The sequence below is a fragment of the Burkholderia sp. THE68 genome (assembly GCF_009938265.1).
Taxonomy (GTDB): Bacteria; Pseudomonadota; Gammaproteobacteria; order Burkholderiales; family Burkholderiaceae; genus Caballeronia.
The window spans coordinates 1,488,954-1,515,119 of the sequence record NZ_AP022319.1 but is presented as its reverse complement, the minus strand read 5'-3'; the positions used below and the strand labels follow the sequence as shown (position 1 = coordinate 1,515,119).

Sequence of the window (26,166 nt, the reverse complement as noted above, 5' to 3'; positions counted from 1 at the left end):
GGGCGAGAACCAGGCGAAGCATTTTCCCGTCGATGCTATCGGCCACGCCCGGCATACGGATGCGCTGTCCCGACGAGTCGTCAGAATCTGTACTTAAGCCGGACCTGGCCGCCATTCTCAACCTCGTGCGCGGCAACGACCCCGTCGTACTCCAGACGCACATCGAGGCGCTTGGTCGTATACATCTCCACCCCGGCGGAGAACTTGCCTGCGACGTGTGCATTGCTGAGCGTATTGGTGAAGCTGCCGTAACCCGGGGCAGCGGCAAAGGACGCGTCGGTCGTGTAGCTATTGCCCGCAATGAAGCTGACCCCGGCGCCGACATAGGCGTCGACCGTCGCTGACCCGATCTGCGCACGCGTCCCGATCCGCAGATTCGGTGTGCCGGTCGCAATGACGCTGTTCGCGCTCTTCACCTTCAGGTTCAGTGCACCCGCACCGCTCTCCGTGTAGCCGGGGAGATTGACGTCGTTCAGATCGGCGTCGAGCGCCGGCTCCAGGTAGAAGCGGTCGAACGGGATCTGGTAGGCCGCGCGCAAGTGCAGTCCGAGCGTGTACGAATCGGGCGAGGCGGTCGCCACCGCGTTGGCGCCCGGGATGACGCGCGAGCTGTTCATCCAGCCGTAGCTCGCGTCCGCCGCACCGGTGAAAGTCCACGGCCCAACCTCGTGCTTCAGCGCGACGACGCCAAGAAGCGCATTGCCGTTGGCGCTCGTCAGGTTGTCGTTGCCGGTGAAGCGGTCGGTCTCGTAGCCAATGGCACCACCGAGGAACCAGCCGGGCTGCAGTTCGACCTGACCGCCGACTTTCATCGTCGAACCTTGCCAGCCGAAGCCCGGGAAGGACGCGTCGGCGCTGCGGTTTTCCCACATGCCCGAGGCGCGGAACCACACGCAGGAGCCCTGCTTTCTCACGGTGGTGTCATCATCGGCGAACACCGGGCAACTGAAGACGGAACGCGCGAACGCCTGGCTCGCCTGGTAGCGCGCCGCAGCGATGCCGAGCAGTTCCTGACCGGAGACGGCGGTCAGCGTCTGCGCATAGCCCGACGCGCTGCCGACGTTACCGAAGGCTCCGAAGATGGGTGCAAAGGCGGGATCGGCACTGTTCCACAGCCGGTCAAGGTTGGCTGCGACGCTCTGCTGTGTGGCCGAAGTACCCTTGCTCGCGCCCACGAAGTCCGCATCGGTCTTGATCGCGACGGTGTTGCCCTGCATCACTGGCGTGAAGCGGTAGACCGGCGTCGAGGTACCCGCGAGCGTCGCATCGGGCTGGATTCCGCCGGCCGCCGACAGTACGGTGCTCGTACTCTTCAGATAGCTCACCGGGTCGACCTGCACCTTGCCGGCAAGCGAGGCGGTACCCGTGATGTTGAGCAGATCAGATCGTCCGTTGGCCGGATCGATCTGGACGTTCAGCGCGCCAGTCGGTCCCTGCACGAGATTGCCGGTGAGCACCGGCTTGCCGGTCGACCCGGCGCCGCCGACTTTGAGCGTGCCTGCGTTGTTCACCGTGCCGCCTCCGACGTTCAGCGCGTCGGGTGTGGCGATCACGCCGCCGGCCAGATTGTTGACGACACTGGTGCCGCTGGGTCCGAGACTGATGTTGCCGGTGATGGTGCCGGTGTTGGTGAGATGCGTGTTGTTCGCCGCGCCGTTCTCCGCCAGGATCGCATAGTGCCCGTTGGAGGTGGTGGTGATGGTGCCGGCGTTGGTGATCTGATTGTTGGTGCCGCCGAGCAGGTGGATTGCCGCCCCGTGCGACTTGAGGGCGGACTCCGAACCGCCCATTACCGACGAGCCGGCATCGACCGAGATCTGAATCGGGCCCGACGACTTGCCGTCACTCTGCGCGAGGATACCGTCCGAACCTGCGCCGAACGCACGGACGATGGAGCCGTTGGTCACCGCGACCGTCACCGCGTTGCCGGCGCCCGCACCACCTGCGGTGCCCCGCGCCAGCACCTGCTGAGCCCCGCCGTCGACGTTATAGGCCTCGACCCCGCCGCCACCGCCGACCGACTGCGCGAAGATCGCCGGCGCAAAACTGCCGCTTGTCGAAATGAGCGCGCCGTTGACGCCAACGGATACCGTGCCGCCGTTGCCGCTGTTCGCCTTGATGCCGAGGCCCGTGCCGGACTGGTACGACTGCACCTTCGACGGATCGCCGGCGAAGCCGCCGCCGCCGCCGATCGACTGCGCGATCACGCCATAAGCGCCGTCGGAGTCAGTTCCGATAAATCCGTATTTGACATTGACTGCGACCGGGCCGCCATCGCCGCCAGCGCCACCCGCCCCGCCGGTGCCGCCCGCGGGCAGATTGACCTGGCCGCCGACCACGAGACCGCCACCGCCGCCGATCGACTGGGCGACCACGCCGTGCGCGTCGAGCCCCTGGGTATAGATGTTGCCGTTGACCGCGACATCGACTTTGCCGCCCTTGCCGGAGCTGCGGTTCTGACCGCCGAAGCTCAGTTGCATCCCGTAGATGTCGCCGAGCCGTCCCTGAGGATTCACGATGATTTTGGAGGGGTCGAACGTCTCATCGGAGCTCATGGTCGTCACGACACCGCCGCCGCCGCCGACACTCTGTGCGAGGACCCCGATGCTGTGTTTGCCTGTCGTCTGGATGCCGGTATCCATGCTGGTGTCGGACGTGCTCACGCTGACCGTGCCGCCGTCGCCGGCCCCGCCTCCGTTGCCGCCCACGGCGACGGACAGGCTTTTCAGCGAACCGCTGATGGCCCCCGCCAGCGCGCCGTTGCCGCCCCCGCCGCCCACGCTCTGCGCGTAAATGCCGAACGCTTCCACGCCCTGAGTCTGGATGGTGCCGCTCGTATCCTTCGTGACACTCACCGCGCCGCCCGAGCCGGCCGCGCCGCCGCTGCCGCCGACGGCGACCGCGGTTTGCACCTTCGCATCATTGTTCGCCTTGCCGGCCGAACTCGCCGCGCCGCCGCTGCCGCCTCCGCCGCCAACGCTCTGCGCGAAGATGCCGTGGGATTGCGCGCCGAAGGTGCCGATCGCGCCGGTGTCGGTGACGTTCACCGCGCCGCCCTGACCACCCGCGCCGCCGCTGCCGCCGACCGACACGCCGACGCTGATCTGGTTCGCGGTGCCCAGCGGGTTCGACCCGGGTTGCGGCTGCGCGAAGATCGCTTTCAGATCGGTATAGGTCGCCTTGATTTTCTCGCCGAGCACGCCGACCTGGAGAATATTGTTGCCGAGGTTCTGCACATCCTGGTTCAGGCCGAGTCCCTGACCCAGAATGCCGAACATGGCCTGGGCATTGGAGATCGTGTCGAAGCCGCCGGCGCCGCCCGCGGTCGCGCCACCCTTGCCGCCCTTGCCACCGCCGCCGCCGACGCTTTGCGCGAAGATGCCGGTCGAAGCCGTGCCGCGGGTGACGATGTTGCCATGGTTGATCGCGGTCACGGTATTGCCGTCGCCGCCGACACCGCCCTTGCCGCCGACACCCACGGAGATGGCCAGCTTGCCGGCGGCCGCGGCCGCGGCGCCACCACCGCCGGCGCCGCCACCGCCGCCCACGCTCTGCGCGAACACGGCGTCCGCGCCATCGCCGCGCGTCGCGATCGAACCGTCGTTGGTCAGGCCGACCTTGCCGCCGGTTCCGCCCGTCCCCCCCGTTCCACCGACCGCGATCGTCGCGCTGAAGCTGGCTTTGGAGTCAGACGACGTTGCCGCCGCATCGCCCGCGCCGCCATTGCCGCCGCCCCCACCGACCGACTGCGCGAACACCCCGTAGGCGTCCTGGCCCAGGGTAGCGATCAGCCCAGAGTTGGCCAGATTGACGGCGCCTCCCGTGCCACCGCTACCGCCGCTGCCGCCGATCGCGACAGCGGCCGAAAGGGAAGCCCCCTTGGCGGCCGATCCGGAATAGGACGCGGCCGTTGCGTCGCCACCGGTGCCGCCGCCGCCGCCGACGGACTGCGCCGACACGCCAATCGCGCTATCGCCCGCTGTGGTGATCAGCCCGGAATTGTTGAGCGTGACATCGCCGCCGGTGTTGCCGGTCCCGCCCGTGCCGCCGATCGCGACACTGACGCTGATCGCGGGAACATTGGGGCTGGGCGAAAGCGCAACGGCACGCGCCGTGGCGCTGCCGCCGGAGCCGCCGCCACCGCCGATGCTTTGCAGCAGGACTCCTTCGGCATCCGAACCATAGGTCGAGATCTGCCCGGTATTCGTCAGCGAAACTGCGCCCGCCTGACCGCCGCTGCCACCTTGTCCGCCAATGGCAACAGCGCTCGACATGGGGCCGCCGACAGTGAACGCGGTGGCGTTGCCGCCATTGCCGCCGCCGCCGCCAATGGACTGTGCCTTGATACCGGCGGCGTGGTCGCCGTAGGTCGTGACGAGTGCGCCGTTGTCGACAGTGACCTGGCCGCCCGAGCCGCCGCCGCGGGCATCCCCGCCGATCACCATGTTGATCAGCCCCCCGCCGGTCGACGTCGCGCTGCCGGCGTTACCGCCGGCGCCGCCGATGCTTTGCGCGAGTATCCCCGCGCCACCGCTTTGGTCGAGGCTGCCAAACACGCTGTTCTGGCCCAGCGTGAGTTTCACCGCGCCGCCATTGCCGCCCTGGCCGCCGTTGCCGCCGATCTCGAAACCCGCACCGACAGCGACTCCGCTGGCGTCGCCGCCGCTTCCTCCGCCACCGCCGATGCTCTGTGCGATCAGCGGGACACTACCTTCGCCCGATGTGCTGCCGGCCGTGACAAAGGCGTGGTCCGAGTTCACCGTGACCGCACCGCCATCGCCGCCCGCGGCACCGCCACCGCCCGTGCCGGACAGCACGAAGCTGACACTACCGCCATTGCCCCCGCCGCCGCCGATACTCTGCACCAGGGCGCCATGCGTATATGGGCCGTTCGTTTTGATTGTCGCCGTGTTCGTAGCGTCTCCAAGGGCCAGCGAAGCGCTCCCGCCAGCGCCTGCCTTACCACCATTGCCGCCTTCACCTACGATAGTGCCCTGGGCGCCGTCACCGACACCACCGGCGCCTCCATTGGCCTGCACCAGCACCCCCTCGCCCCCGATCAACCCGGCAGCAGACTGCCCTGCCGGAACATTCGCGGTGTAATCGATGGAGCCAAGGACGGTGGCGCTCGCGCTGCCCGCATTCCCACCGTTGCCGCCCGCACCACCCTCATTGCGGATGTTGCCGTCGATGGCAGTGCCACCTTCCCCGCCCGCTCCGCCATTCGCCTTGGCGGTTACGCCGCTGCCCGGCTGATTTCGACTGTCCACCGGTTGCATCTGATCGGAGAAAACGATCTGGCCGCCGCTGCCGAGTTCCGCGCTGGCTGTGCCGCCGTTTCCTCCGTTGCCGCCGGTCCCGCCAAAACTGCCGCTTCCACCGAACGCGCCACCAGCGTAGCCGCCCTTACCGCCATCGGCATCAGCCTGCATCGGAAAGATCTGGCCTATAGGGGTGCTGGCGGTCAGACTGCCGTTCTGATACGCAAGTGTCGCGATACCTCCGGCGCCGCCATCGCCGCCCTTGCCTCCATGGCCTTCCACGAGAAGATCACCCGGAGTGGGCGAGTTGCCACCTTCCCCGCCGCTCCCGCCGAGGGCGGACGCTCGCAGGCCGACGCCATAGAACTGAATATTGCCGGAGGCGTTGAGCGCTGCCTGACCGCCCCGCCCCCCTGCTCCCCCGTTGCCGCCATAGAGCGGCTGTCTGCCTTGGGCGTTGGACACGGCACCCGCTCCGCCGGTACCACCATTGGCTTCCACGTCGAGCGCGACTTCCGGAAGGACACCTTTCGAGTCGGGACCAACCGTGCCGCTGAACTGCACGGAGACCGTGCCGCCATGGCCACCCGCTCCGCCGTCTCCCGTGTGGGCGGAGCCATTGTCGTCATACCCGCCCTGTCCGCCGGCACCACCGTCACCACCGTTGACGGACCATCCCGCTCCCATCGTCGGGCTGATGAAGGTCGGCGCGAAGCCCCCCTTCACCGTAATTCCGCTGTTGACGCTGTTAAAGGAACCGCCCGACTGGCCAGCGAAGCCATCCTGGCCCTTTCCGTCCCAGGAGCCGTCGTCAGCGCCTTTGCATCCCCTTTGCCCCGAGGCGTTCAGGTAATACTGGGGCAGCGGCGCTGCGCCAAACGACTGATTGGAGAAGTTGGTCTGCGCCGGCGCCGCAGGAAGCGCGGGGTTGGCGCTGCTGTTGCACTGGGCGCGCGCCGCGACCGGAACCAGCAGCGTAGCAAGCGACGCCACGGCCAACGCAACCACCGTCCGACGCCTGGCCCCGCAGCCATTCTCTACAAAAAGCGGCGACGTCACTGCCCGCGCAGACTCACAATTCGATGAATGCTTGAATATGTACACGATCTTCCCCAAACTGGTTGCAGTCCATTTAAAAAAGACATCGAATTTGTCTGCGAGTCGCGCAGAGAATGGTTTTTCCAGCGATTCAGATCGATCGAATAGACTCCGATTTCTGGATGCTATGAATGACCGGAAGTCGGCACTGGCAAATGATTCCTACGAGATTGAGTCTCGCGCAGTGTGATTAATATTTAAATGTCGTCAAAACATGTCGGCCATATTTGATAGATATGGCCGAGAAAACATCAGGCCGATGCACCAATGCACATTTGAAAAAAACACCAATCACTTGCGCTTGGTTTTGATAGTGCTCGTGGTGAATTAGAAATCCATTAGTAGGATGGAACAACAGGTATCGCGAGCTGGGCTTTGTTCAATTGGCACCAGAGTTGAACCTTCAGCCCGGTTTCAGAATGGGGATTTTTCGTTCGAGGCGTGGCTACTCGACGAAAGCCGGGCACGAGAAGAGCCGATCGCGCGGAAGCCATGAAGCAGACTCACCTGCCTCGAGTCGCCTATGAAAAGTGTTTTAGTGAAATGGTGCGGGCGTCGTAGATGATCCGCGACCGAAAGGGATCGCAGCCAGCGGGACTCAGTTCTTGACTGTGTTCCTATGGCAACCTTCGAGTTGGAGTAACGATGGAAAAGAAGAGCGGCGCTGCCTGAGAAATGCCCTCATCGAGATTGTGAGCATTCTTGGCGCAAGTGCTGGCGGGAAAGCTGCCGCTCGTTCTGATGAGTCAGTGATTAATATTGAGCTTCAGAGTTCAGATGTATGGACCGTCCGGGCATTAGCCGATATCGCCGTCGAGTCTTGCCGCAGCCGAATCGACGCCGCGACGAATGGTTCGTGACAACGCGACGTCAAAATAGTGACCCGCCCGGAGCACGACCACCGATCACCCCCGCTCCCCCGCAAACTCGCCAAAAAACGCCCGCGCATTCGCTTCAAGACTCTCCAGGTGATAACCACCTTCCTGCACGATCACCGAAGGCAAACCCAACGCGCCGATCGCCGACCCTAGCCGTCCAAATCCCTCGGTCGTCACCGCCACCTGCGCCTGTGGATCGTCCTTGTAGATATCGAACCCGAGCGCCAGCACGAGCGCATCCGGTTCGAAGCGCCTCAGCACGCCCAACCCATCTTCGAGTTTCTCGAAGAAAACGTCTTCGGACGAGCCATGCGGCATCGGCAGATTGACGTTGAAGCCATCACCCGCGCCAATCCCGCGTTCTTCTTCATAGCCCGCCACAACGGGATAGAAATCCGTCGGATCGCCGTGGATCGAGATATACAACACGTCATCGCGTCCATAGAAAATCTCCTGCACGCCTTGCCCGTGATGCATGTCGGTGTCGAGGATCGCGACGCGCCCGAACCTGCGCCGCAACGCCTGCGCCGCAATCGCCGCATTGTTGAGATAGCAGAACCCGCCCGCCGCATCGGCGCGCGCGTGATGTCCCGGCGGACGGCATAGCGCATAAGTCTCGCGCGCGCCATCATTGACAGCCGACGCAGCCGCCAGCGCACTTTGCGCCGACCAGTAAGCCGAACGCCACGTGTTCGCGCCCACCGGACAGCTGCCATCCGCGAGATATCGCGCTGCCTTGGCAAGCACCCCGCGCAACGGATTCGGATCGCGCACATAGATATTCGACATCACTTCATCGCCCCAGTCGTCGGGCATCTTTTTCCATTCGCGATGCCCTTCTTCCAGAAAGCGCAGATAGTTCATGTCGTGCACGGCGGCAATCGCGGCCATGCCGTGATCCTTCGGCTCGATCACATCGAAATCGAGCGACTTCGCCGCCGCGACGAGCCGCGCCGCGCGCTCGGGCACTTCCTGCGGCGCGCGCATCTGTCCGCGCGAAAGATAGCTGCGCGGATGATGCAGCAGTTGCTCTGGGTGAAAGTATGTTTTCATTCGGATTCCTCTATTACACATCCACAGTGGCCGCGATGCCCGCACGCGCCAGCACGGCATTGAGCAGCACGTTCGCGCCGCGCGTCACGTCTTCGGGCAAGGCATCTTCGGCTTCGTTGTGCGAAAGCCCGTCGACGCACGGAATGAACACCATCGCCGTCGGGCAACGGCGCGCGAGATGAATCGCGTCGTGACCCGCGCCGCTCACGATGCGTTCGTTCGAATAGCCCAGCGCATCGACCGCCTGCGCGACGAGCGCGACGCATTGCGTATCGAACGGCGTCGCGGGACTGCGCCAGTACGTATCGACGGATACCTTCACGCCGCGCGCCTTCGCCACGCTGGCGAACGCGGCACGCAGATCGCGCTCCATCGCATCGACTTCGCTGTCGTCGTGATGACGCAGATCGACAGTGAACGCCACCTTCCCGGCGATCGTATTGCGTGATGCATTCGCGATGCCGATCTGCCCGATCGTCACGAGCCCGCGCGGCGCATAACGCTCGACGATGCGCTCCAGTTCCGCCGCCATCTGCGCCGCCGCGAAAAACGCATCCTTGCGATAAGGCATCGGCGTGGTGCCCGCATGCGCCGCGACGCCGGTCACGGTGACATCGAGCCAGCGGATCGCCTGGCCACCCGTCACGACGCCGATGGTCGTGCCGTTCGCTTCGAGTATCGGTCCCTGCTCGATGTGCGCCTCGAAATACGAATCGACGGTCTGCCCGCACACGGCGCGCGTGCCGCGATAACCGCTTTGCGCGAGCGCATCGGCGAGTGTCACGCCTTGGGCGTCCTGCTTCGCGAGCGCTTCGTCGAGCGGCGTGACGCCGGTGAATACCGCTGATCCGAGCATCGCCGGCGTGAAGCGCGCGCCTTCTTCATTCGTCCACGACACGATCTCGATGGGCTTCTCTGTCACGATCTTCGCATCGTTCAGCGCGCGCACGAGTTCGAGCGCGGCGAGCACGCCATACACGCCGTCGAAGCGCCCGCCTTCGGGCTGCGTGTCGAGATGACTGCCGATCAGAACCGGCGCCGCATCCTTAATCGTGCCTTCGCGGCGCGCGAACAGATTGCCGATTTCATCGACGGAAACCGTCATGCCCGCGTCGCGGCACCACTGCGAGAAGAGCGCGCGGCCGCGCGCGTCGTCGTCGGTCAGCGCGAGACGGCGCACGCCGCCCTTTTGCGTGGCGCCGATCCGTGCCATGTCCATCAGGCTTTGCCAGAGTCGTGCGCCGTCGATCTGCAACAGGTCGATCATGTTCGATTCCATCATGTTGAGATTCACATCGCGCCGACGGATTCGGCCTGCTCCGTATGCGTCGCCCGACGCGCATCGAGCGCGACGATGCACAGCAGCGAAACGCCCGCCAGGCACGTATAAAACACGGCGAGCGGCCACCATTGCCCCGTGTAACGATGCGCGAGCCACGTTCCGACGAGCGGCGTCAGTCCGCCCGCGATCGCGCCGCACACCTGATACGCGAGCGAGATGCCGGAGTAGCGCACACGCGTCGGAAAGATGCCGCTGACGAAGCCGGCGATCACCGAATAGAAGCTCGCCATGCAGATGACCGCGATCGCGATGCCGATCACCATCGGCACGGCGGAGCCGCTTTGCACGAGCACGAACATCGGATAAGGCGAGATCATCGCGAGCAAGGCCGTGAGCTTGAGGAAACGCGCACCGCCCATGCGTTCGGCGAGCCATGCGGCGATCGGCTGCGACAGAAGCTGGATGATCGCGACGGCGAACAGGCAATCGAGAATGAGCGAGCGCGTCACGCCGACGTACTGCGTCGTGTAAGCGATCATGAAGGTGTTCGTGAAGTACACGCCCGCGATGCCGATCGTATTCGCGCCGATGCACAGCAGCACGAGGCCCCACGCGGAGCTGAACACTTCGGCGATCGGCAGCTTGGCCGTGCGGTTCGATTCCTTCATGCGCGCGAATTCCGGCGATTCGTTCACGCCGAGCCGGATCACGACGCCTACGATCAGCAGCACCGCGCTCGCGAGAAACGGCAGACGCCAGCCCCACGACATGAAGTCCGCCTTGTCCATCGACGTGACCGCGCGAAACGCGATCAGCGAGAGAATCAGTCCGGCCGGACTGCCGAGCTGCGCGAACGATGCGAAGAAGGTGCGGCGTCCCTCGGGCGCGTGCTCGCCCGCCATCAGCACGGCACCGCCCCACTCGCCGCCCACCGCGATGCCCTGCACGACGCGCAGCAGCACCAGCAGCGCCGGCGCGAGCATGCCGACCTTCGAATATTCCGGCAACAAGCCGACGCCGACGGTCGCGACGCCCATCATCATCAGCGTGGTCATCAGCGCCTTCTTGCGGCCGATCCTGTCGCCCAGATGCCCGAACACGATGCCGCCCAGCGGCCGCGCGAAAAAGCCCACGGCGAAGGTGGCGAACGACGCCATGGTGCTGACGAAGCGGTCGCCGGACGGAAAGTAGAGTTCGCCGAAGACCAGCGCCGCGGCGGTCGCGTAAATATAGAAGTCGTACCACTCGATCATCGTGCCGATGAACGCGGCGGTGGCCGCGCGCCCCGGCTGACGGGTATGGACGATGGCTTGGGTCATGCTGGCTCCGATGCACGTCGTGTGCGGTGACAGTCGATAGGTGCTTTTATCGGCAGCCATAAATCATTAGTCAAATTTCGCGTTATTATTCAGCGCATAAATTCAGCTAATAGTTAGGCGGAACCATGCGTACCGATATCGCCCGCTTTCTGAACGACCGGCTCGACTGGAATCTGCTGCGCACCTACCTCGTGATCATGCAGGAGCGCAGCCTGAGCCGCGCGGCGGCGCGCCTGTACGTGACGCAGCCGGCCGTAAGCCAGGCGTTGCGGCGGCTGGAGGAAACGCTGGAGCGCAAGCTGATCGAGCGGCGCGGCCCGTATTTCGCGCCGACGCAGGCGGGTGAAGAGGTTTATCGCATCGCCAGCGATATCTACGGCAACATCTCGCGGCTGGAGACGGAACTCGACGACCGCACCGAAGACATCAACGGCTCGATTCGTCTGCTGACGATCAGCCGTATCGAATCGCCCGTGTACGACGAATTCCTGGCGGATTTTCATCGCGCGTATCCGCGCATCGATTTGCAGATCGAGGTGATGCGTTCATCGGACATCATCTCGTCGCTGTTGCAGAAAACCGCGACGGCCGGTCTCGGCCTGTGCCGCACGCCGCACGAGAAGCTGGAGATGCGCTGCTTTCTGCGGCAGCGCTATGCGATTTTCTGCGGACGGCATCATCGGCTGTTCGGGAAGTCGACCCTGACCATGGACGATCTGCTCGCCGAAAACTTCGTATCGTTTACCAGCGATCAGATCGGCGACAGTCTTTCGCCGCTCACCGTGTTTCGCGATCAGAAAGGCTTCACGGGGCGCATCGTGGCGTCCTCGCCGAGTCTCGACGAAGTGCGCCGGCTGATCTTCGCGGGCTATGGCATCGGCTGCCTGCCCGAGCACATCGTGCGCGACGACATCGCGCAGCAACGTCTATGGCGCTTGCCGCCGGAAGAAGGACTCGTCGATGTCGACGTCCATCTGCTGTGGCATCGCGAGCGCAAGATGAATGCAGCGGACCATGCGTTCCTCGACAGCATGGAGCGCTGCATGCGCCGCTATGCATTGGCCGAGCGGCTGGGGAAATAGCGCGCGCCGTTCAGGCGCAGTGCCCATGCGCGCGCTCGGCGCGCGTCACCGTGTGTCCGACCAGCAGACCGAGATCGTAAGCGCGTTCGAGCGCGCGTCCGATGTCCTCAACGCGGCACATCCGGATGTCCGCACCCGGCTTGCCGACGGGATCGAACGATTCAATGCCGAGTTCGTCGCAGGCGATCGTCAGCAGCGGCTCCCAGTGGGCTTCGGTTTTGTTGCGGTACATCATGATTCACGCTCCATTTGCTTGCATTTACTCGTCGACTAGCTTATTGCGATTGCGGCGCGGCCCGTGCGACGTATCGCCGCGATTGGAGTGCGGTCTCTAGAAACTCTTGTTGCGCCGCGAAACAATAGCGCGCTTTTTGCCGCGATTCCGCTTTGATCGGGAATCCGGCGTTTTAGATTCCGAATCAATGCAGGCGCCCGGATGCGGGCGGCGTACTTTTTCGCACATGCATTCATTCGGGCAGCGAAGCATGAAGCCGTTGCCTATGATTACTAGGGCCGGTCTCGACTCAAATAACTCAAATCGTCAAAGGACATGGAGTCGTTCACATGAAAGCTCCTCAACGTTTGGCAAGAATCGAGTTGATGGCGCCGCTTTCCGGCGTGATGGTGCAACTCGAGACCGTGCCCGATCCGGTCTTCGCACAAAAGATGGTCGGCGATGGCGTGTCGATCGACCCCACTTCCGACGAATTGCTCTGCCCGCTTCCCGGCAAGGTCACGCAACTGCATCGAGCGGCCCACGCGGTCACGGTGACGGGCGAGAACGGCCTCCAGGTGCTGGTCCACATCGGGCTCGACACGGTGATGCTGCGCGGCGAAGGCTTCACGCCGCTCGTCAAGGAAGGCGACACCGTCACGACAGGCCAGCCGCTGATCCGCTTCGATCCGGTGCTCGTCGGCGCGCGGGCCGTGAGTCTGCTCACGCAGATGGTCATTGCCAACGGCGAGCTCGTCACGCGCTACGTGCCCGCGACGGGCCTCGTCACTGCGGGCAAGGATGTCGCGTTGTCGATCGAACTCGCTGGCGGCGCCAGCGAGGGCCCGGGCGTCACCGGCGGCGCGGCAGCCGCGATTCTGTCCGATGAAGTCGCGCTGCCGAATCCGCAGGGTCTGCACGCGCGGCCCGCCGCGGTGTTCGCGGCCGAAGCGAAGAAGTTCAAATCCGATATCCGCGTGCTGCGCGGCGGCGATAGCGCGAACGCGAAATCGGTCGTCGCGCTGATGGCGCTCGCGACGAAGTTCGGCGACACGTTGCGCGTCGAGGCCGCCGGCCCCGATGCGGGCGAGGCCGCCGCCGCGCTCGCGCGCCTGCTCGCGTCGGGCTCGGGCGAGAAGCCCGGCGACGCGCCCGCGCCGGCTGCGACCGCCGCCGCAGCGGTTGCACCGCAACGCGCCGCGCCCGCCGACGCGAACGAGTTCACCGGCGTATCGGCATCGCCGGGGCTCGCGGTCGGCAAGATCGTGCAGCTCCGCCAGGAAGTCATCGACGTGGCCGAAGCGGGCGAAGCCCCGCAGCGCGAGCGAGGCCGCCTCGAAGCCGCGCAACACGAAGCGCGCCAGCAGATCGAGACGCTGAAGGCGAAGCTCACCGATCCGTCGAAAGCGCAGATTCTCGACGCGCATCTGGAATTGCTCGACGATCCCGGCCTCAACGACGCCGCCATCGCCGGCATCAGCGACGGCAAGAGCGCGGGCTTCGCGTGGCGCGCCGCGTTCGAGGCGCAGGCGAGCATGCTGGAAAAGGTCGACAACGCGCTGCTGCGCGAACGCGCCGGCGATATCCGCGATGTTGGCCGTCGCGTGCTGGCGCTGTTGGCGGGCGTGAAGCAGGCGCATATCGACGTGCCGGCGGAATCGATTCTCATCGCCGAGGAACTGTCGCCTTCGGACACGGCATCGCTCGATCGCAGCAAGGTGCTCGGCTTCTGCACGACGACCGGCGGCGCGACGAGCCACGTCGCGATCCTCGCGCGCTCGCTGGGCATTCCGGCGATCTGCGGCATCGACGAGGGCGCGCTGCAATTGCCTGATGGCACGCTCGTTGTCCTCGACGGCTCGCACGGCAGCCTGCGGCGCAATCCGGGCGCGGACGAGCTGGCGAAGGCGCGCGAACGCATCGAACGTCAGACGAAGAAGCGCGAGGAAGAGAAAGTCGCGGCCAACAAGCAGGCCGTCACCGCCGATGGTCATCGCATCGAAGTGGCGGCGAACATCCGCAATGCGCAGGAAGCGCGCGAAGCGGTCGCGGCCGGCGCGGAAGGCGTCGGGCTGCTGCGCTCCGAGTTTCTCTTCGACAACCGCGACACCGCGCCGTCGGAAGACGAACAGGCTGCCGAATACTGCGCGGTCGCCGAAGCGCTCGGGCGCGAGCGTCCGCTCGTCGTACGCACGCTCGATGTCGGCGGCGACAAGCCGCTGTCCTACCTGCCGCTGCCGAAAGAGGACAACCCGTTCCTCGGCCTGCGCGGCGTGCGCGTGAGCCTCGATCGTCCCGACATGTTCCGCGTGCAGTTGCGCGCGATTCTGCGGGCCGCGCCGATCGGCAATCTGCACATCATGTTTCCGATGGTCGCCGCCATCGAGGAAGTGCGCGCGGCGAAGAAGATGCTTCAGGAAGAAGCCGGCGACCGTATCGGCGACGTCAAGATCGGCGTGATGATCGAAGTGCCGTCCGCCGCGCTCATCGCCGAGCCGCTCGCGCGCGAAGTCGACTTCTTCTCGATCGGCACCAACGATCTGACGCAATACACGCTCGCGATGGATCGCGGGCATCCGAAGCTCGCCAAACAGGCCGATGGGCTGCATCCGGCGGTGCTGCGTCTCATCGGCATGACCGTCGAGGGCGCGCATCAGCACGGCAAATGGGTCGGCGTGTGCGGCGGCATCGCATCGGATGCGATGGCCGTGCCGGTGCTGGTCGGACTCGGCGTCGATGAATTGTCGGTGAGCGTGCCCGCGGTCGGCTCGATCAAGGCGCAAATCGCGCGGCTCACGATGGACGAGGCGCGCAAGCTCGCGGCGAAGGTGGTCACGCTCGGCACGGCTGCCGAAGTGCGCGCCCTGCTCGCCCCGTACGCAGAATAAGCGGAGACCAATCATGTTCAAGAATGCATTCGGCGTGGTGCAGAAAGTCGGCAAATCGCTGATGCTGCCGGTCGCGGTGTTGCCGGTCGCGGGCCTCTTGCTCGGCCTGGGCGCGACGGATTTCCACGGCTATGTTCCGGCCATCGTGCTGGAGTTGATGAAGAACGCCGGCGACGTGATCTTCGGCAACCTGCCGTTGATCTTCGCGATCGGCGTCGCGCTCGGCTTCACGGAGAACGACGGCGTGTCCGGCATCGCCGCGACCATCGGCTATCTCGTGATGACGGCGACGCTCGGCGTGATCGCGAAAGTCGAAGGCGTCGAGACCTCGCTGATCATGGGCATTCCGTCGATCCAGACCGGCGTATTCGGCGGCATTCTCGCGGGCGGGCTCGCGGCGTGGATGTTCAACCGCTATTACAAGATCGCGCTGCCGGCCTATCTCGGCTTCTTCGCGGGCAAGCGCTTCGTGCCGATCGTGACGGCCATCGGTTCGATCTTGCTCGGCGCGATCCTGTCGGTGGTGTGGCCGCCGATCGGCGGTGTGATCAAGGCGTTTTCGCAATGGGCGGCGGTTTCCGATCCGCGCACGGCGGCAACGGTTTATGGTTTCGTCGAACGTCTGCTGATTCCGTTCGGCCTGCATCACATCTGGAACGTGCCGTTCTTCTTCGAAGCGGGCAGCTTCCTCGATCCGACGACCGGCAAGGTGGTTCACGGCGACATCAACCGCTTCTTCGCGGGCGATCCCACGGCGGGCATTCTGTCGGGCGCGTTCCTGTTCAAGATGTTCGGCCTGCCTGCTGCGGCCATCGCGATCTGGCATTGCGCGAAGCCGGAGAAGAAGGTCGCGGTCGGCGGCATGATGGTGTCGGCGGCGCTGACGTCGTTCCTGACGGGCATCACGGAGCCGATCGAGTTTGCCTTCCTGTTCGTCGCGCCGGTGCTGTATTTCATTCACGCGTGTCTTGCAGCGTCGGCGCAGTTCGTCGCCAATACGCTGAACATGCACATGGGGTTCACGTTCTCGCAAGGCGCGATCGACTTTCTGATGTTCAACCTGATCGGCAACAAGGCGACGCACGCGTGGTACGTGTTCATCCTCGGGCCGATCTACGCCGGGATCTATTATTGTGTGTTCCGCTTCGTGATCAGCCGCTTCGATATGAAGACGCCGGGACGTGAGGACGATACGGTGGCGAGCGCGGCGATGAGCACGGGCGTGGGCGGACGCTCGCGCGATCTCGTGCTGGCATTCGGCGGGCGATCGAACATCAAGAGTCTCGATGCGTGCATCACGCGGCTGCGCATTTCGGTGCAAAATCCGGCGCTTGTCGACGATGCCCGATTGAAGGCGCTCGGCGCGGCGGGCGTCTTACGCGTCGGTAATGGCGTGCAGGCGATTTTCGGGCCACTGTCGGAAAACATGAAAACCGACATGCAGGAATACCTGAAGACTGCGGGCAGCGATGCTGAATTGCCGGTGGCGGGCGCGCCGGCCGGTGCGACGGAGGCTGTAGCTGCGCCGGTGGCGGTGGCCGCGCAGGATACGGCGCAGCAGAAGGCGCGCGCGGAGAAGATTCGCGCGGCGCTGGGCGGCGCGGCCAATATTCTCAAGCTCGAGCCGCTTGCGGCTACACGGCTGCGCGTCGCGCTCGGGGATGCTTCGCGTCTCGATGCGCCGGCGTTGAAGGCGGCTGGCGTTGCCGCGACGCAGGCGCTGGGCAATGGGGAGATGGATCTGATCGTTGGGCTCGAGGCGGAGAATCTGGCGGGGGCGATGGGGTAGAGGATCAGGGTCGCGGGCGCTCGATCCCATAACAAACAACACACCCCGCGACCACGCCCCAGAACGCCGCACCCACGCCGAGCAAAGTCACATCGCTCAACGTGACCACGAACACGATCATCGCGCTGAGCGGCAGCGCCGACCGAAACGCAGCGACGAAGGCTTTCTCCAGCACGCCCATCATCGCGAGCCCGGCAAGAATGGCGATATACGCGCCAGGCAGACTCGCCAGCAGAAACACATACGCGGTCGAGAACACGCCGATCGCGACGCAAATCACACCCGCGATCAACGCGCCGATGTAATGCCGCCCATGCATGCCGCCCGACACGAGAATGGCGTTGCTCGGCCCCGCCAGCACCGAAGGACAACCGCCGAACGGCGCGGTGATCGCGGTCAGCACGCCGCTGTAGATCGTCACCATCCGCAACGACGTGCCGTACCCCGACGCACGCGTCACCGCAATGCCTTGCGCGTTCTGCACGAAGAGCACGGTGATGAGCATCGGCAGCAGCAGTTGCGAGATCGCGTGGATATCGAAGCGCGGCGCGACGAGCGCGGGCGTCGCCGTCCAGACGCCGCCGCCATGACCCGGCAACTGAAAGCCGGTGGCGAACAGAATCGCCGCGCCCGTCAGCATCGCGCCGATCAACGGCGGAAGCGGCGCGGCGTTGCGCCGTTCGAGCCACATCAGCCCGAAGAACGTCAACAGCATGCCGGCGCCGATGAGCGGCGCGGCCACGCTCGAATGCACGACAGCCAGCACGTATTTGACGAAGAGTCCGGCGATCATCGCCATGACGACGGGCATCGGCACCCATCGATCGAGCAACGCGACCAGGTTCGTCACGCCGAGCACGAGCAGCACGACGGCGCAGACGACATAGGTGCCCACCGCCGCGCCGAAGCCGTATTGCGCGATCACCGGCGCAGCGAGAATCGCGCCGGGAATGGTCCAGAGAAAGAGCAAGGGCTGACGCATCTTCCAGCTGATCGCGATGCTCGCGAGCCCGTTGATGCCGATCGACGCAAAGAGCCACGACGAGGTCTGCGCCAGGCTCAGGCCGCCTTCGCGCGACGCGGCCATGATGATCGCGACCGGGCCAGTCGCCGAGAAGCTCATGCTCGCCAGTGCAAGCGAGAAGTACAGAAGCCACGAGCGGCCGATGCCGCCCCTGGATGCGTCGCCAACAGACATGAATAGCGCCCGGACAGAAACGATCCCGCATCGCATCCGATGCGGGATCGCGAAAGGATCAAACGCCCGGCATCAATGCGCGGCCGTTGCGTCGGCATGCACGGGCGCACGCCAGAGAAGGCCGATGATCACGCCGAGCACGCAAAGCGCGCCAATGTACCACGCAGGCGCCATCGTGATGCCCTGCCGGCCCACCAGGAACGAGGCGATGGCGGGCGCCGTGCCGCCGAAGATCGCATAGGCGGTGTTGTACGACAGCGCGAAGCCGGTGAAGCGCACTTCGGGCGGAAAGCTTTTCACGATGATGTACGGCCCGAGCGTGATGGTCCCGATCAGAAAGCCGCCGAGGATATAGAGCGTCCATACCGACTGGCTTCCCGAGGCCAGACTCATGTAGAACGCACCGCACACGAGCAGCATCGCGACACTGCCGATCGCATACGCGCGGCCGCCGCCGATCTTGTCCGCCGCCCATCCCGCGAGCGTGCTGCCGAGAATCAGGCCGAAGATCGACCACGAATTGTTGGTGAACACGTCCTTCGCCGGAAAATGGAACTGCGATTGCAGGAACGTCGGCGTATAGAGGAAATACAGCACGAAGATGCCGGAGAACACCCACGTCGCCAGCAGCGAGACGACTATCGCGCCGCGATGTTCCTTCAGCACCACCGCGAGCGGCAGACGCGCATCGGCTTCACGCTTCGCGCGCAGCGCCTCGAACACCGGCGTTTCCTGCAGATAGCGGCGCAGATAGACCGAGATCAGACCGAACACGCCGCCCGCGATGAACGGCAGACGCCAGCCCCAGGTCTTCAGTTCCGCCGGATCCATGTTGCCGATGAGGAACTTCGCCGACAGCGCGCCGAGCAGGATGCCGGTGCACAGCCCCGACATCAGCAGGCCGCACGCGAGACCGACGCGATCGCGCCGCACATGCTCCGAGCAGAAGATCCACGCGCCCGGCACTTCCCCGCCGACGGAAAGCCCTTGCAGCACGCGGCACAACAGAAACAGCAGCGGCGCGACGATACCGAGCATCGCATAGCTCGGCAGCAAACCAATGAGCAAGGTCGGCGCGGCCATCAGGAACAGGCTCAACGCGAACATCTTCTTGCGGCCGATGCGATCGCCGAAGTGCGCGAAGAAAATGCCGCCGATCGGCCGCACGAGATAGCCCGCCGCGAAGATGCAGAACACTTCGAGCTGCGCGAGCCACTCGGGTGTCTGCGGCGGGAAGAACACGGTCGCGAGCAGCTTCGTGAAGAACACCGCGACGATGAAATCGTAGTACTCCAGCGCACCGCCGAGCGACGCCAGCATGAGCGTCTTGATATCGTTGCGCGACATCGACCGCCCATGAATGGCGACGTCGTCCGTCTGTACAGGGGTAGAACTCATCTTTGGCTCCAGACTCTGAGTGAGGTGACGTTTAACGCATTCGCCATTTAATCAGCATGCTGATTATTCGTGCGCTTGCTGGCTGCAAACGCATGAGCAGATCCGCTCTGATACCTGCGCGACGCATCGTTCTGTTGACTTCGTGTATTGACTTCCATCATTGACTTATTGCGCTCTTGGCATCAGCATTTCGTCAGTACGCTGATAGATAGCTTTGTATCCGGAAAAAATTGGGAGCGCAACTGTGATTGCACCTACAATCTCTAATCTCCCGTGTGACTTGAACTTCTTCGAAAAAGGTTAAGGATGGGCACCGTTGCTGAGAAAAAATCTGCCGTTTCCGATAGCGGCATCGAGACCGGACACTTGTGGCAGCGCCCGGGATTTCTGATCCGCCGGCTCAACCAGATTCACATCGCGCTGTTCTTCGAGTGCTGCAAGGACTTCGCCATCACGCCGGTGCAATACGGTTTGCTGACGACGCTGAGCGAGCGGCCCGGACTCGATCAGACATCGCTGTGCGCGGAAGTCGGTGTCGATCGCACGACGATGGCCGACGTGCTGCGCCGTCTCGAGGAGCGCGGGCTCGTCAAGCGCGAACCTAGCCCTCACGACGGGCGTCTGAAGATCGCGAACATCACCGCGAAAGGACGCCGCACGATGAAGGACATGTACGGCAGCATGCGCGAAGCGCAGGTGAGATTTCTGGAGCCGTTGAGTGCGGAAGATCGCGTTCATTTCGTGCGCATGATGATGAAGCTCGTCGAGGGCAACAACCAGTACGGCCGTACATCGCTCAAGCATTTCGACTGACTACTGCGTGATGTCGCGGCGATACGTCTCGGGCACGAAGAGCGTACCGACCGCGAACGACACGAGCGCGATGACGATCGGATACCAGAGCCCGAAATAGACGTCGCCGCGCGCGACCGCCATCGCGGACACCACGAACGGCAGCATGCCGCCGAACCAGCCCGAGCCGAGATGGAACGGCAACGATAGCGACGTATAGCGGATGCGCGCCGGAAAGAGTTCGACCATGAACGCGGCCATCGGTCCGTACACCATCGCGAGATACAAGAGCAGTAGCCACATCAGGAAGACGACCATCGGGGCGTCGATTCTCGCGGGGTCTGCGTGCGCGGACCAGCCGGACGCGATCAACGCCTTTTCCAGTTCATATTTGTCGCTGCCGTGCACCACGAGCGAGCCGATTTCCGTCGATGCCGCTTCGCCCGCTCGCAACGGCGCCCGACTATACGAAACGCCCGACGCACTGAGAAACGAGCGTATGCGGTCGCATTCCGTCACCGGCGCGGAGAACAGCGTGAAGCGGCAATCGTCTGCGCGAATCGTCACCGGTGCGCGCTTCTGGAATGCTTCCAACTGTGGATTCGCATAGTGCGTGAGCGCATGGAAGATCGGTTGCGTGGTTGCTGCGAGCAACAGGCACGCGAGCATCATGATCCATTTTCGTCCGACGCGATCCGACAGCCAGCCGAACACGAGATAGAACGGAAACACCGCGATCAATGCGATCGCGAGAAAGAGATTGACCGTGTTTGGCGCGACCTTCAACGTGTTCTGCAGGAAGTACATCGAATAGAAGTGACCCGTGCCGAACACGACTCCGACGCCGGATGCCGTGCTGAACAGCATGATCAGCACGTACTTCAGGTTCTCCCATTTGCCGAAGCTCTCGCCTATCGGCGATTTCGACAGGCGGCCCGTCTGCTTCATATCGCGAAACGTCGGCGACTCGGCGAGCTTCGTGCGCAGATAGACCGAGATCGCGAGCAGCACGATCGATACGAGAAACGGCATGCGCCAGCCCCAGCTGCGGAACGCGGCTTCGTCCATCGCGGCGCGGCTGATGCTCACCGCCGCGATCGATGCGAGCAGACCGAGCGTCGCCGTGGTCTGCAGTGAACTCGTGAAGAAGCCGCGACGCTCCGCGGGCGAATGCTCCGCGAGATAGGTCGCCGCGCCGCCCGTTTCGCCGCCGAGCGCGAATCCCTGCAACAGCCGCAGCGCGACCAGCAAGACCGGCGCGATCATGCCGATCTGCTCGAACGACGGCAACAAGCCCACACCGATGGTCGCGACGCCCATCAGCACGATGGTCGCCATGAACGTGTACTTGCGGCCGATGCGGTCGCCGAGCCTGCCGAAGAACAGCGCGCCGAGCGGCCGCACGAGAAAGCCCGCGCCGAAGGTGGCGAGGCTCGCGAGGAAGGCGACCGTATCGTTGCCGCTCGGAAAGAACAAGGTGCTGAACGTGCCCGCGAGCGCGGCGTAGATATAGAAGTCATACCATTCGAGCAACGCACCGAACGAAGACGCGATGATCAGCGTGAATTCGTGGCGCGTGACTACGCGGTGCGACCGCTCCGAAAGAGACGTTGCCATGTCGATCCCATGATCAAAGATCCTTGAGCAGTTCGAGCGCTTCGTCACGCGTCATCACGGCCGCATACTTCTGCGCCATGTCGAACAGATTCGCGTCGTGCGGCGCGATCGCGCGATCGCCCACGCAGTCCGACAGCACGAACGGACGGAACCCGTACTGCATCGCATCGACGACGGACGATCGCACGCAGCCGCTCGTCACCGCGCCCGCGATCACAAGCGTGCGCACGCCGTGTTGCGTGAGCCACGCCGCGAGCGATGTGCCGAAGAACGCCGAGGGCACCGTCTTGCGCACCACGAGTTCGCCCTGCTCCGGCTTGAGTTGCGGCACGATGGCGCTGTCGTGCGAATCTTCCTTCAGCGCGAGCAGGCCGGGCACTTTCATCGTGAAGACGTTGTGATCGGCGTCGTCATCGGCGAAGACGATACGGCTGTGCGCGATCGGCCAGCGCTTCGCGCGCGCGTGCGCCAGCAATGGAATCGTATGCGCTATTGCCTGCGCAATATTGCCGCCGCCGAACACCTCGGGATTCGCGAAGCCGTTCACGAAGTCGACGATCAAAAGACCGACCGGCGCTTTCGGCTCCAGCGTCGAGCCGAAGCTCTGGCGTTCGTAGGTTTCGATATCGTGGGACATGTCGATGTTTTTTAATCGTTAGCGATCGAGAACCACGCCATCGCGCACGACGGGTTCGCCGTCGAGAAAGACATCGCAATGACGCAGCGGAATGTCGATATGGCAAGTCGTCGTGCGGCTGCCGCCTGCTTCGTTGTTCGGGCCGAGCGAAAACAGGAAGTTGCCTTCGAAGGCACGCGCATCCATGCCGATGGTCGCCTCGCGGTCGTACAGCCCGAGCGTCGACCAGTGCGCGCGCGGCTGCAATCCCCAGCCGATATGCGAGATCGCATACGCTTCGGGATCGTTGAAGGTGGCCATGTATTCGCTGAGCAGTTGCGCATCGACGCCGCCTTCGATACGCGTCGCATAGCCGCCTTCGACGGTCAGCTCGATGCGCTCCTGCGCGTAGCTCTTCTGCGGCAGCAGGATATCGCCGCGATCGATCACGATACGGCCATGCGCCCGGCCATCGTTCGGAAACGTCAGCGCGAAGCCGCTCGGCCAATGATCCCAGCGACCGGGTTCATCGACGAAACCGTATTCGGCAATCGGTTCGAATTCGCCCAGCGGACAATGGAAATCCGTGCCCGCGGCAGACAAGATATGCATCTCCTTCGCGCGCGCGATGCGCGCCTGCGCGGCCAGCACGCGTTCACGATCGGCGGGTGTCGGCACGAGGCGCGTGAGCACTTCGGGCGGTTCCACCGCGAGCAGAATCTTCGTGCCGGTCTTGAGAATATCGAGTTGCTCGGGCGAGAACAGCAAGGTCATCAGATCGAGTACGAGATCGCTTTCCTTCAACGCGGCGATGGCGGCGCGATTGCCGGTCAAGGGCGTCGTGCCGAGATAGGCGAGCGAATCGCGGCTCAACGACTTCTCGCCGTTGACGGGCGGCAGATCGAGGCGATTGACGATCGCGCCCATCGATTGCGTCGCGATCAGCGCGGTCGAAAGCGTTTGCGGATGCGTCGATGCGCTCGTGAGAATGGTCACGGTCTGCCCGGCTTCGAGGCGCGAGAGCCTGAGCACCTGGGTCCACGCATCGACCATCTGATAGTCACTGACGGGCATGCTTGCCTCCTTCATCGAGCGGCGGCACGGATGCGCCGAGAAAATCGCCGAGCGCCGCATGAAAGCCGGCTTCGTCGTCCCACGGAATCATGTGGCCTGCGTTCTGCACGCGCGTATGAACGAGATGCGGCACGAGCGTACGGATTTCGTCGACGTCGGTATCGCGCACGACATCGCCTCTGCCTGCAGTGACGAGCAATGCGGGCATCGTGAGATACGGAAGATCGGCGTGGATGTCGTCGGTGTGGAAGCCTTCGAAGCTCGCGCGTATCGCGCGTTCGTCACAGGTATGCAGCCACTCGGCGCGCAAGGCGAGTCGCGCTTCGGTCCATGTCGGACAGAAGGTGCGCATCGCGTCGGCGCTCATGCCCTCGCGCGACTGGCGAATCGAATCGACATACCACGGCAACTGCGACGGATAAGGACGGCGTCCCGGACCCGAAACGGGCGGATCGATCATCGCGAGACGCGTCAAGCCCGCTGGCTTCGAACGCGCCGCGCGAATGCCGATGCGCGCGCCCATCGAGTGGCCGACGACGCTGTAACGCTCGAAGCCCAAAGTCGTTGCAAACGCAATCAGATCGGCGGCTTGCGCATCGAGACTGTAATCGAGCGCATCGGATGCCGACGACAGTCCGCGTCCGCGAACGTCGAGCACATAGACATCGAACACCTTGCCGAGATGCTCCGCGACGAATCCCCAGGTGATTGCAGGGCTCGTGATGCCCGGCACGATGATCACCGGATCGCGTCCCGGTCGCGCGTCGCCATAGCGCAGATAATGCTGGCGGATGCCGTTCGCGTGAACGTTGCCGCCGTATCGATAGGTCGACATGCGCGCCTCGCTCAATAAGCGCCGGACAGCAGCGCGCCCGCGCCGGGCACGACCGCTTCGAGCCCGAGTTGCTTGAGCATCGCGTACGTCGTCGCAACGGCGGCGGTGACGACCGGCTTGCCCGTCATCGCCTCGACCTTCGCGATGACCGGCAGCGAAGGCATCTGCACGCAGGCGGACAGCACGATGGCATCGGCTTCCTGATAGCGCATCGACATGACGATCTCAGGCAGCCGGCTCGGATCATGACGGCCGACTTCCAGATTGTCGGGAATTTCGAGCGCGCGATAGTCGATCACGTCGTAGTCTTCGTTGCGGATATAGTCGACGACGAGTTCCGTCAGCGGCAACATGTAAGGCGTGACCACCACGACACGCTTCGCGCCGATCACCTTCAGGGCATCGACGAGCGCGCCCGCACTCGTGATCACAGGCGCCTCGCCGCCGTTCTCAACCGTGCGCTCATGCAGGCGCTTTTGCGACACCCGATGGTAGCCATGCCCCATCGCCATGATCGCGACCAGACACGCGTAGCCGAGCACATCAACGCGCGCATCGGAAAGCTCGACGGCGCAGCGGTCCGACTCCGCGTCCATTGCGGCGAGTTCTTCCTTCACGACTTTTTTCATACGCATGCGGCTCGAATGAAACGTGAAGCGCTCGGGGCGGATCGTCTGACGCGCGAGCAGCATCGCGGGTATCTCGGTCTCCATCGTCGTGTTCGAGCTCGGCACGATCTGGCCGATGCGATAGGTCTTCGTCATGTGTTGCTCCATGTATGTTCAAAGGCGGAAGATTCGTTCGGCGTTGCCGTGACAGACGAGCGCGCGCGTGGCGTCATCGAGCGGCGCACGTTCGATGAATTCCGCCGCGATCTCGGTCGACTCATACGGATAGTCGACGGAGAACATCACCGCCTGCGCGCCCATTTCGCCGATCGCGCCGATGAGCGCGGGCGCGGAACACACGCCCGACGTCGTGATCAGGATGTTCGTGCCGATGTATTCAGAAGGCGCGCGTTCGAGGCTCACGCCATGCGAATACACCGCGAAGCGGCTGTCGAAGCGCCAGCGCAGATACGGCAGGCCTTCACCCATGTGGCCGAGAATGATCTTCAGATTCGGGAAGCGATCGAACACGCCGCTGAACAGCAGACGCAATGCATGACTGCCGGTTTCCACGCCCCAGCCCCAGGTCGCGCCCGCGAGTTCGGGATGACCGTCGAGCACGCGCGGATTCACGAATGCATCGGTCGGATGCAGATACAGAGGGACGTCGAGTTCCTGCATCGTCGCCCAGAAGGGGTCGTAAGCGCGATCGTCATAGTAGACGCCGAGCGTATGACCGTTGACGAGCGCGCCCTTGAAGCCGAGTTCGCGAACGGTGCGCGTCAGTTCATCGGATGCCGCTTTTGCGCCATGCATCGGCAGAGTCGCAAAGCCGCCGAAGCGCGCGGGATGACGCGCAATCTGCTGCGCGAGAAAGTCATTGCTCTCTTTCGCGCGGCTGATCGCGAGTGCGGCATCGGCTTCGCCCTGCACGCTCGGACCCGTCTGCGAAAGAATCGTATAGTCGATGCCCGCGCGATCCATCTCCACGATGCGCTGTTCATCGAAATCAGTGAGACGCGCGGCGAGATCGCGCAACACTTCGGGCGCGATATGCTGCGTGAAACTCTTCGAATAACCCTGAAAACCCGGCGTGCTGAAATGCTCTTCCAGGGCGATCTTGCGAATCCGCTTTGTCATTTGAACTCCAGTTGATCAGTAGAC

Annotated in this window: 17 protein-coding genes; 4 read left to right on the top strand and 13 right to left on the bottom strand. The window is 64.1% G+C overall.

From position 1 onward, the window contains the following. Positions 1 to 80: 80 nt before the first annotated feature. The 4 genes from BTHE68_RS35345 to BTHE68_RS35330 form a co-directional block, all read right to left on the bottom strand. Entirely contained in the window at positions 81 to 6,269 is a 6,189-nt protein-coding gene (locus BTHE68_RS35345) for an autotransporter outer membrane beta-barrel domain-containing protein (RefSeq protein WP_232078368.1), read from the bottom strand. 995 nt (positions 6,270 to 7,264) lie between these two features. Beyond that, positions 7,265 to 8,290, bottom strand: a complete 1,026-nt coding sequence (locus BTHE68_RS35340) for a histone deacetylase family protein (protein ID WP_162070881.1) — start codon at positions 8,288 to 8,290, stop codon at positions 7,265 to 7,267. A gap of 13 nt (positions 8,291 to 8,303) precedes the next feature. Continuing rightward, positions 8,304 to 9,557 carry a Zn-dependent hydrolase gene (locus BTHE68_RS35335; RefSeq protein ID WP_162070992.1) on the bottom strand — a complete coding sequence of 418 codons (1,254 nt, stop codon included), beginning with the start codon at positions 9,555 to 9,557 and terminating at the stop codon, positions 8,304 to 8,306. 23 nt (positions 9,558 to 9,580) lie between these two features. Further along, positions 9,581 to 10,891 carry an MFS transporter gene (locus BTHE68_RS35330; protein WP_162070880.1) on the bottom strand — a complete coding sequence of 437 codons (1,311 nt, stop codon included), beginning with the start codon at positions 10,889 to 10,891 and terminating at the stop codon, positions 9,581 to 9,583. 125 nt (positions 10,892 to 11,016) lie between these two features. Between BTHE68_RS35330 and BTHE68_RS35325 the strand changes: the two genes are divergently transcribed. Continuing rightward, a complete protein-coding gene (locus BTHE68_RS35325) occupies positions 11,017 to 11,973 on the top strand; it encodes a LysR family transcriptional regulator (protein ID WP_162070879.1) in 957 nt (318 codons plus the stop codon). A 10-nt stretch (positions 11,974 to 11,983) separates the two neighbouring features. On the opposite strand, the gene BTHE68_RS35320 is transcribed toward BTHE68_RS35325, so the two are convergent. Next, on the bottom strand, positions 11,984 to 12,208 hold the full coding sequence (locus BTHE68_RS35320; protein WP_162070878.1) for a DUF6900 domain-containing protein: 225 nt from the start codon (positions 12,206 to 12,208) through the stop codon (positions 11,984 to 11,986). A 329-nt stretch (positions 12,209 to 12,537) separates the two neighbouring features. Here BTHE68_RS35320 and ptsP point away from each other — a divergent pair, with 329 nt between their 5' ends. Together ptsP and ptsG are read left to right on the top strand one after the other, a co-directional pair. Beyond that, positions 12,538 to 15,075 (top strand): phosphoenolpyruvate--protein phosphotransferase, encoded by a 2,538-nt coding sequence (gene ptsP / locus BTHE68_RS35315; RefSeq protein WP_162070877.1) that lies wholly within the window; start codon positions 12,538 to 12,540, stop codon positions 15,073 to 15,075. A 13-nt stretch (positions 15,076 to 15,088) separates the two neighbouring features. Next, positions 15,089 to 16,864 (top strand): PTS glucose transporter subunit IIBC, encoded by a 1,776-nt coding sequence (ptsG, locus tag BTHE68_RS35310; protein WP_162070876.1) that lies wholly within the window; start codon positions 15,089 to 15,091, stop codon positions 16,862 to 16,864. A gap of 4 nt (positions 16,865 to 16,868) precedes the next feature. On the opposite strand, the gene BTHE68_RS35305 is transcribed toward ptsG, so the two are convergent. Together BTHE68_RS35305 and BTHE68_RS35300 are read right to left on the bottom strand one after the other, a co-directional pair. Beyond that, the gene (locus BTHE68_RS35305) at positions 16,869 to 18,062 is read right to left on the bottom strand and encodes a benzoate/H(+) symporter BenE family transporter (RefSeq protein WP_162070875.1); all 1,194 of its coding nucleotides are present in this window, start codon (positions 18,060 to 18,062) and stop codon (positions 16,869 to 16,871) included. Positions 18,063 to 18,134: 72 nt separating this feature from the next. Beyond that, entirely contained in the window at positions 18,135 to 19,460 is a 1,326-nt protein-coding gene (locus BTHE68_RS35300) for an MFS transporter (RefSeq protein WP_174258147.1), read from the bottom strand. 366 nt (positions 19,461 to 19,826) lie between these two features. Between BTHE68_RS35300 and BTHE68_RS35295 the strand changes: the two genes are divergently transcribed. Next, a complete protein-coding gene (locus BTHE68_RS35295) occupies positions 19,827 to 20,273 on the top strand; it encodes a MarR family winged helix-turn-helix transcriptional regulator (RefSeq protein ID WP_061178122.1) in 447 nt (148 codons plus the stop codon). Here BTHE68_RS35295 and BTHE68_RS35290 read toward each other — a convergent pair whose 3' ends face one another. From BTHE68_RS35290 to BTHE68_RS35265, 6 genes are read right to left on the bottom strand one after another with little or no spacing between them, the layout of a single operon-like run. Next, positions 20,274 to 21,869 carry an MFS transporter gene (locus BTHE68_RS35290; RefSeq protein ID WP_162070874.1) on the bottom strand — a complete coding sequence of 532 codons (1,596 nt, stop codon included), beginning with the start codon at positions 21,867 to 21,869 and terminating at the stop codon, positions 20,274 to 20,276. Between the two features lie 13 nt (positions 21,870 to 21,882). Continuing rightward, a complete protein-coding gene (locus BTHE68_RS35285; protein WP_162070873.1) occupies positions 21,883 to 22,506 on the bottom strand; it encodes an isochorismatase family protein in 624 nt (207 codons plus the stop codon). Positions 22,507 to 22,524: 18 nt separating this feature from the next. Continuing rightward, positions 22,525 to 23,559, bottom strand: coding sequence for a 2,5-dihydroxypyridine 5,6-dioxygenase NicX family protein (locus BTHE68_RS35280; RefSeq protein WP_162070872.1), 1,035 nt, complete (start codon positions 23,557 to 23,559; stop codon positions 22,525 to 22,527). Then, complete coding sequence (locus BTHE68_RS35275) at positions 23,546 to 24,394, bottom strand: alpha/beta fold hydrolase (protein WP_162070871.1); 849 nt, start codon at positions 24,392 to 24,394, stop codon at positions 23,546 to 23,548. The genes BTHE68_RS35280 and BTHE68_RS35275 overlap by 14 nt, the downstream gene beginning before the upstream one ends. 11 nt (positions 24,395 to 24,405) lie before the next feature. Continuing rightward, complete coding sequence (locus tag BTHE68_RS35270) at positions 24,406 to 25,158, bottom strand: maleate cis-trans isomerase family protein (RefSeq protein ID WP_162070870.1); 753 nt, start codon at positions 25,156 to 25,158, stop codon at positions 24,406 to 24,408. Between the two features lie 18 nt (positions 25,159 to 25,176). Then, the gene (locus tag BTHE68_RS35265; RefSeq protein WP_162070869.1) at positions 25,177 to 26,142 is read right to left on the bottom strand and encodes an amidohydrolase family protein; all 966 of its coding nucleotides are present in this window, start codon (positions 26,140 to 26,142) and stop codon (positions 25,177 to 25,179) included. Between the last annotated feature and the right edge of the window lie 24 nt (positions 26,143 to 26,166).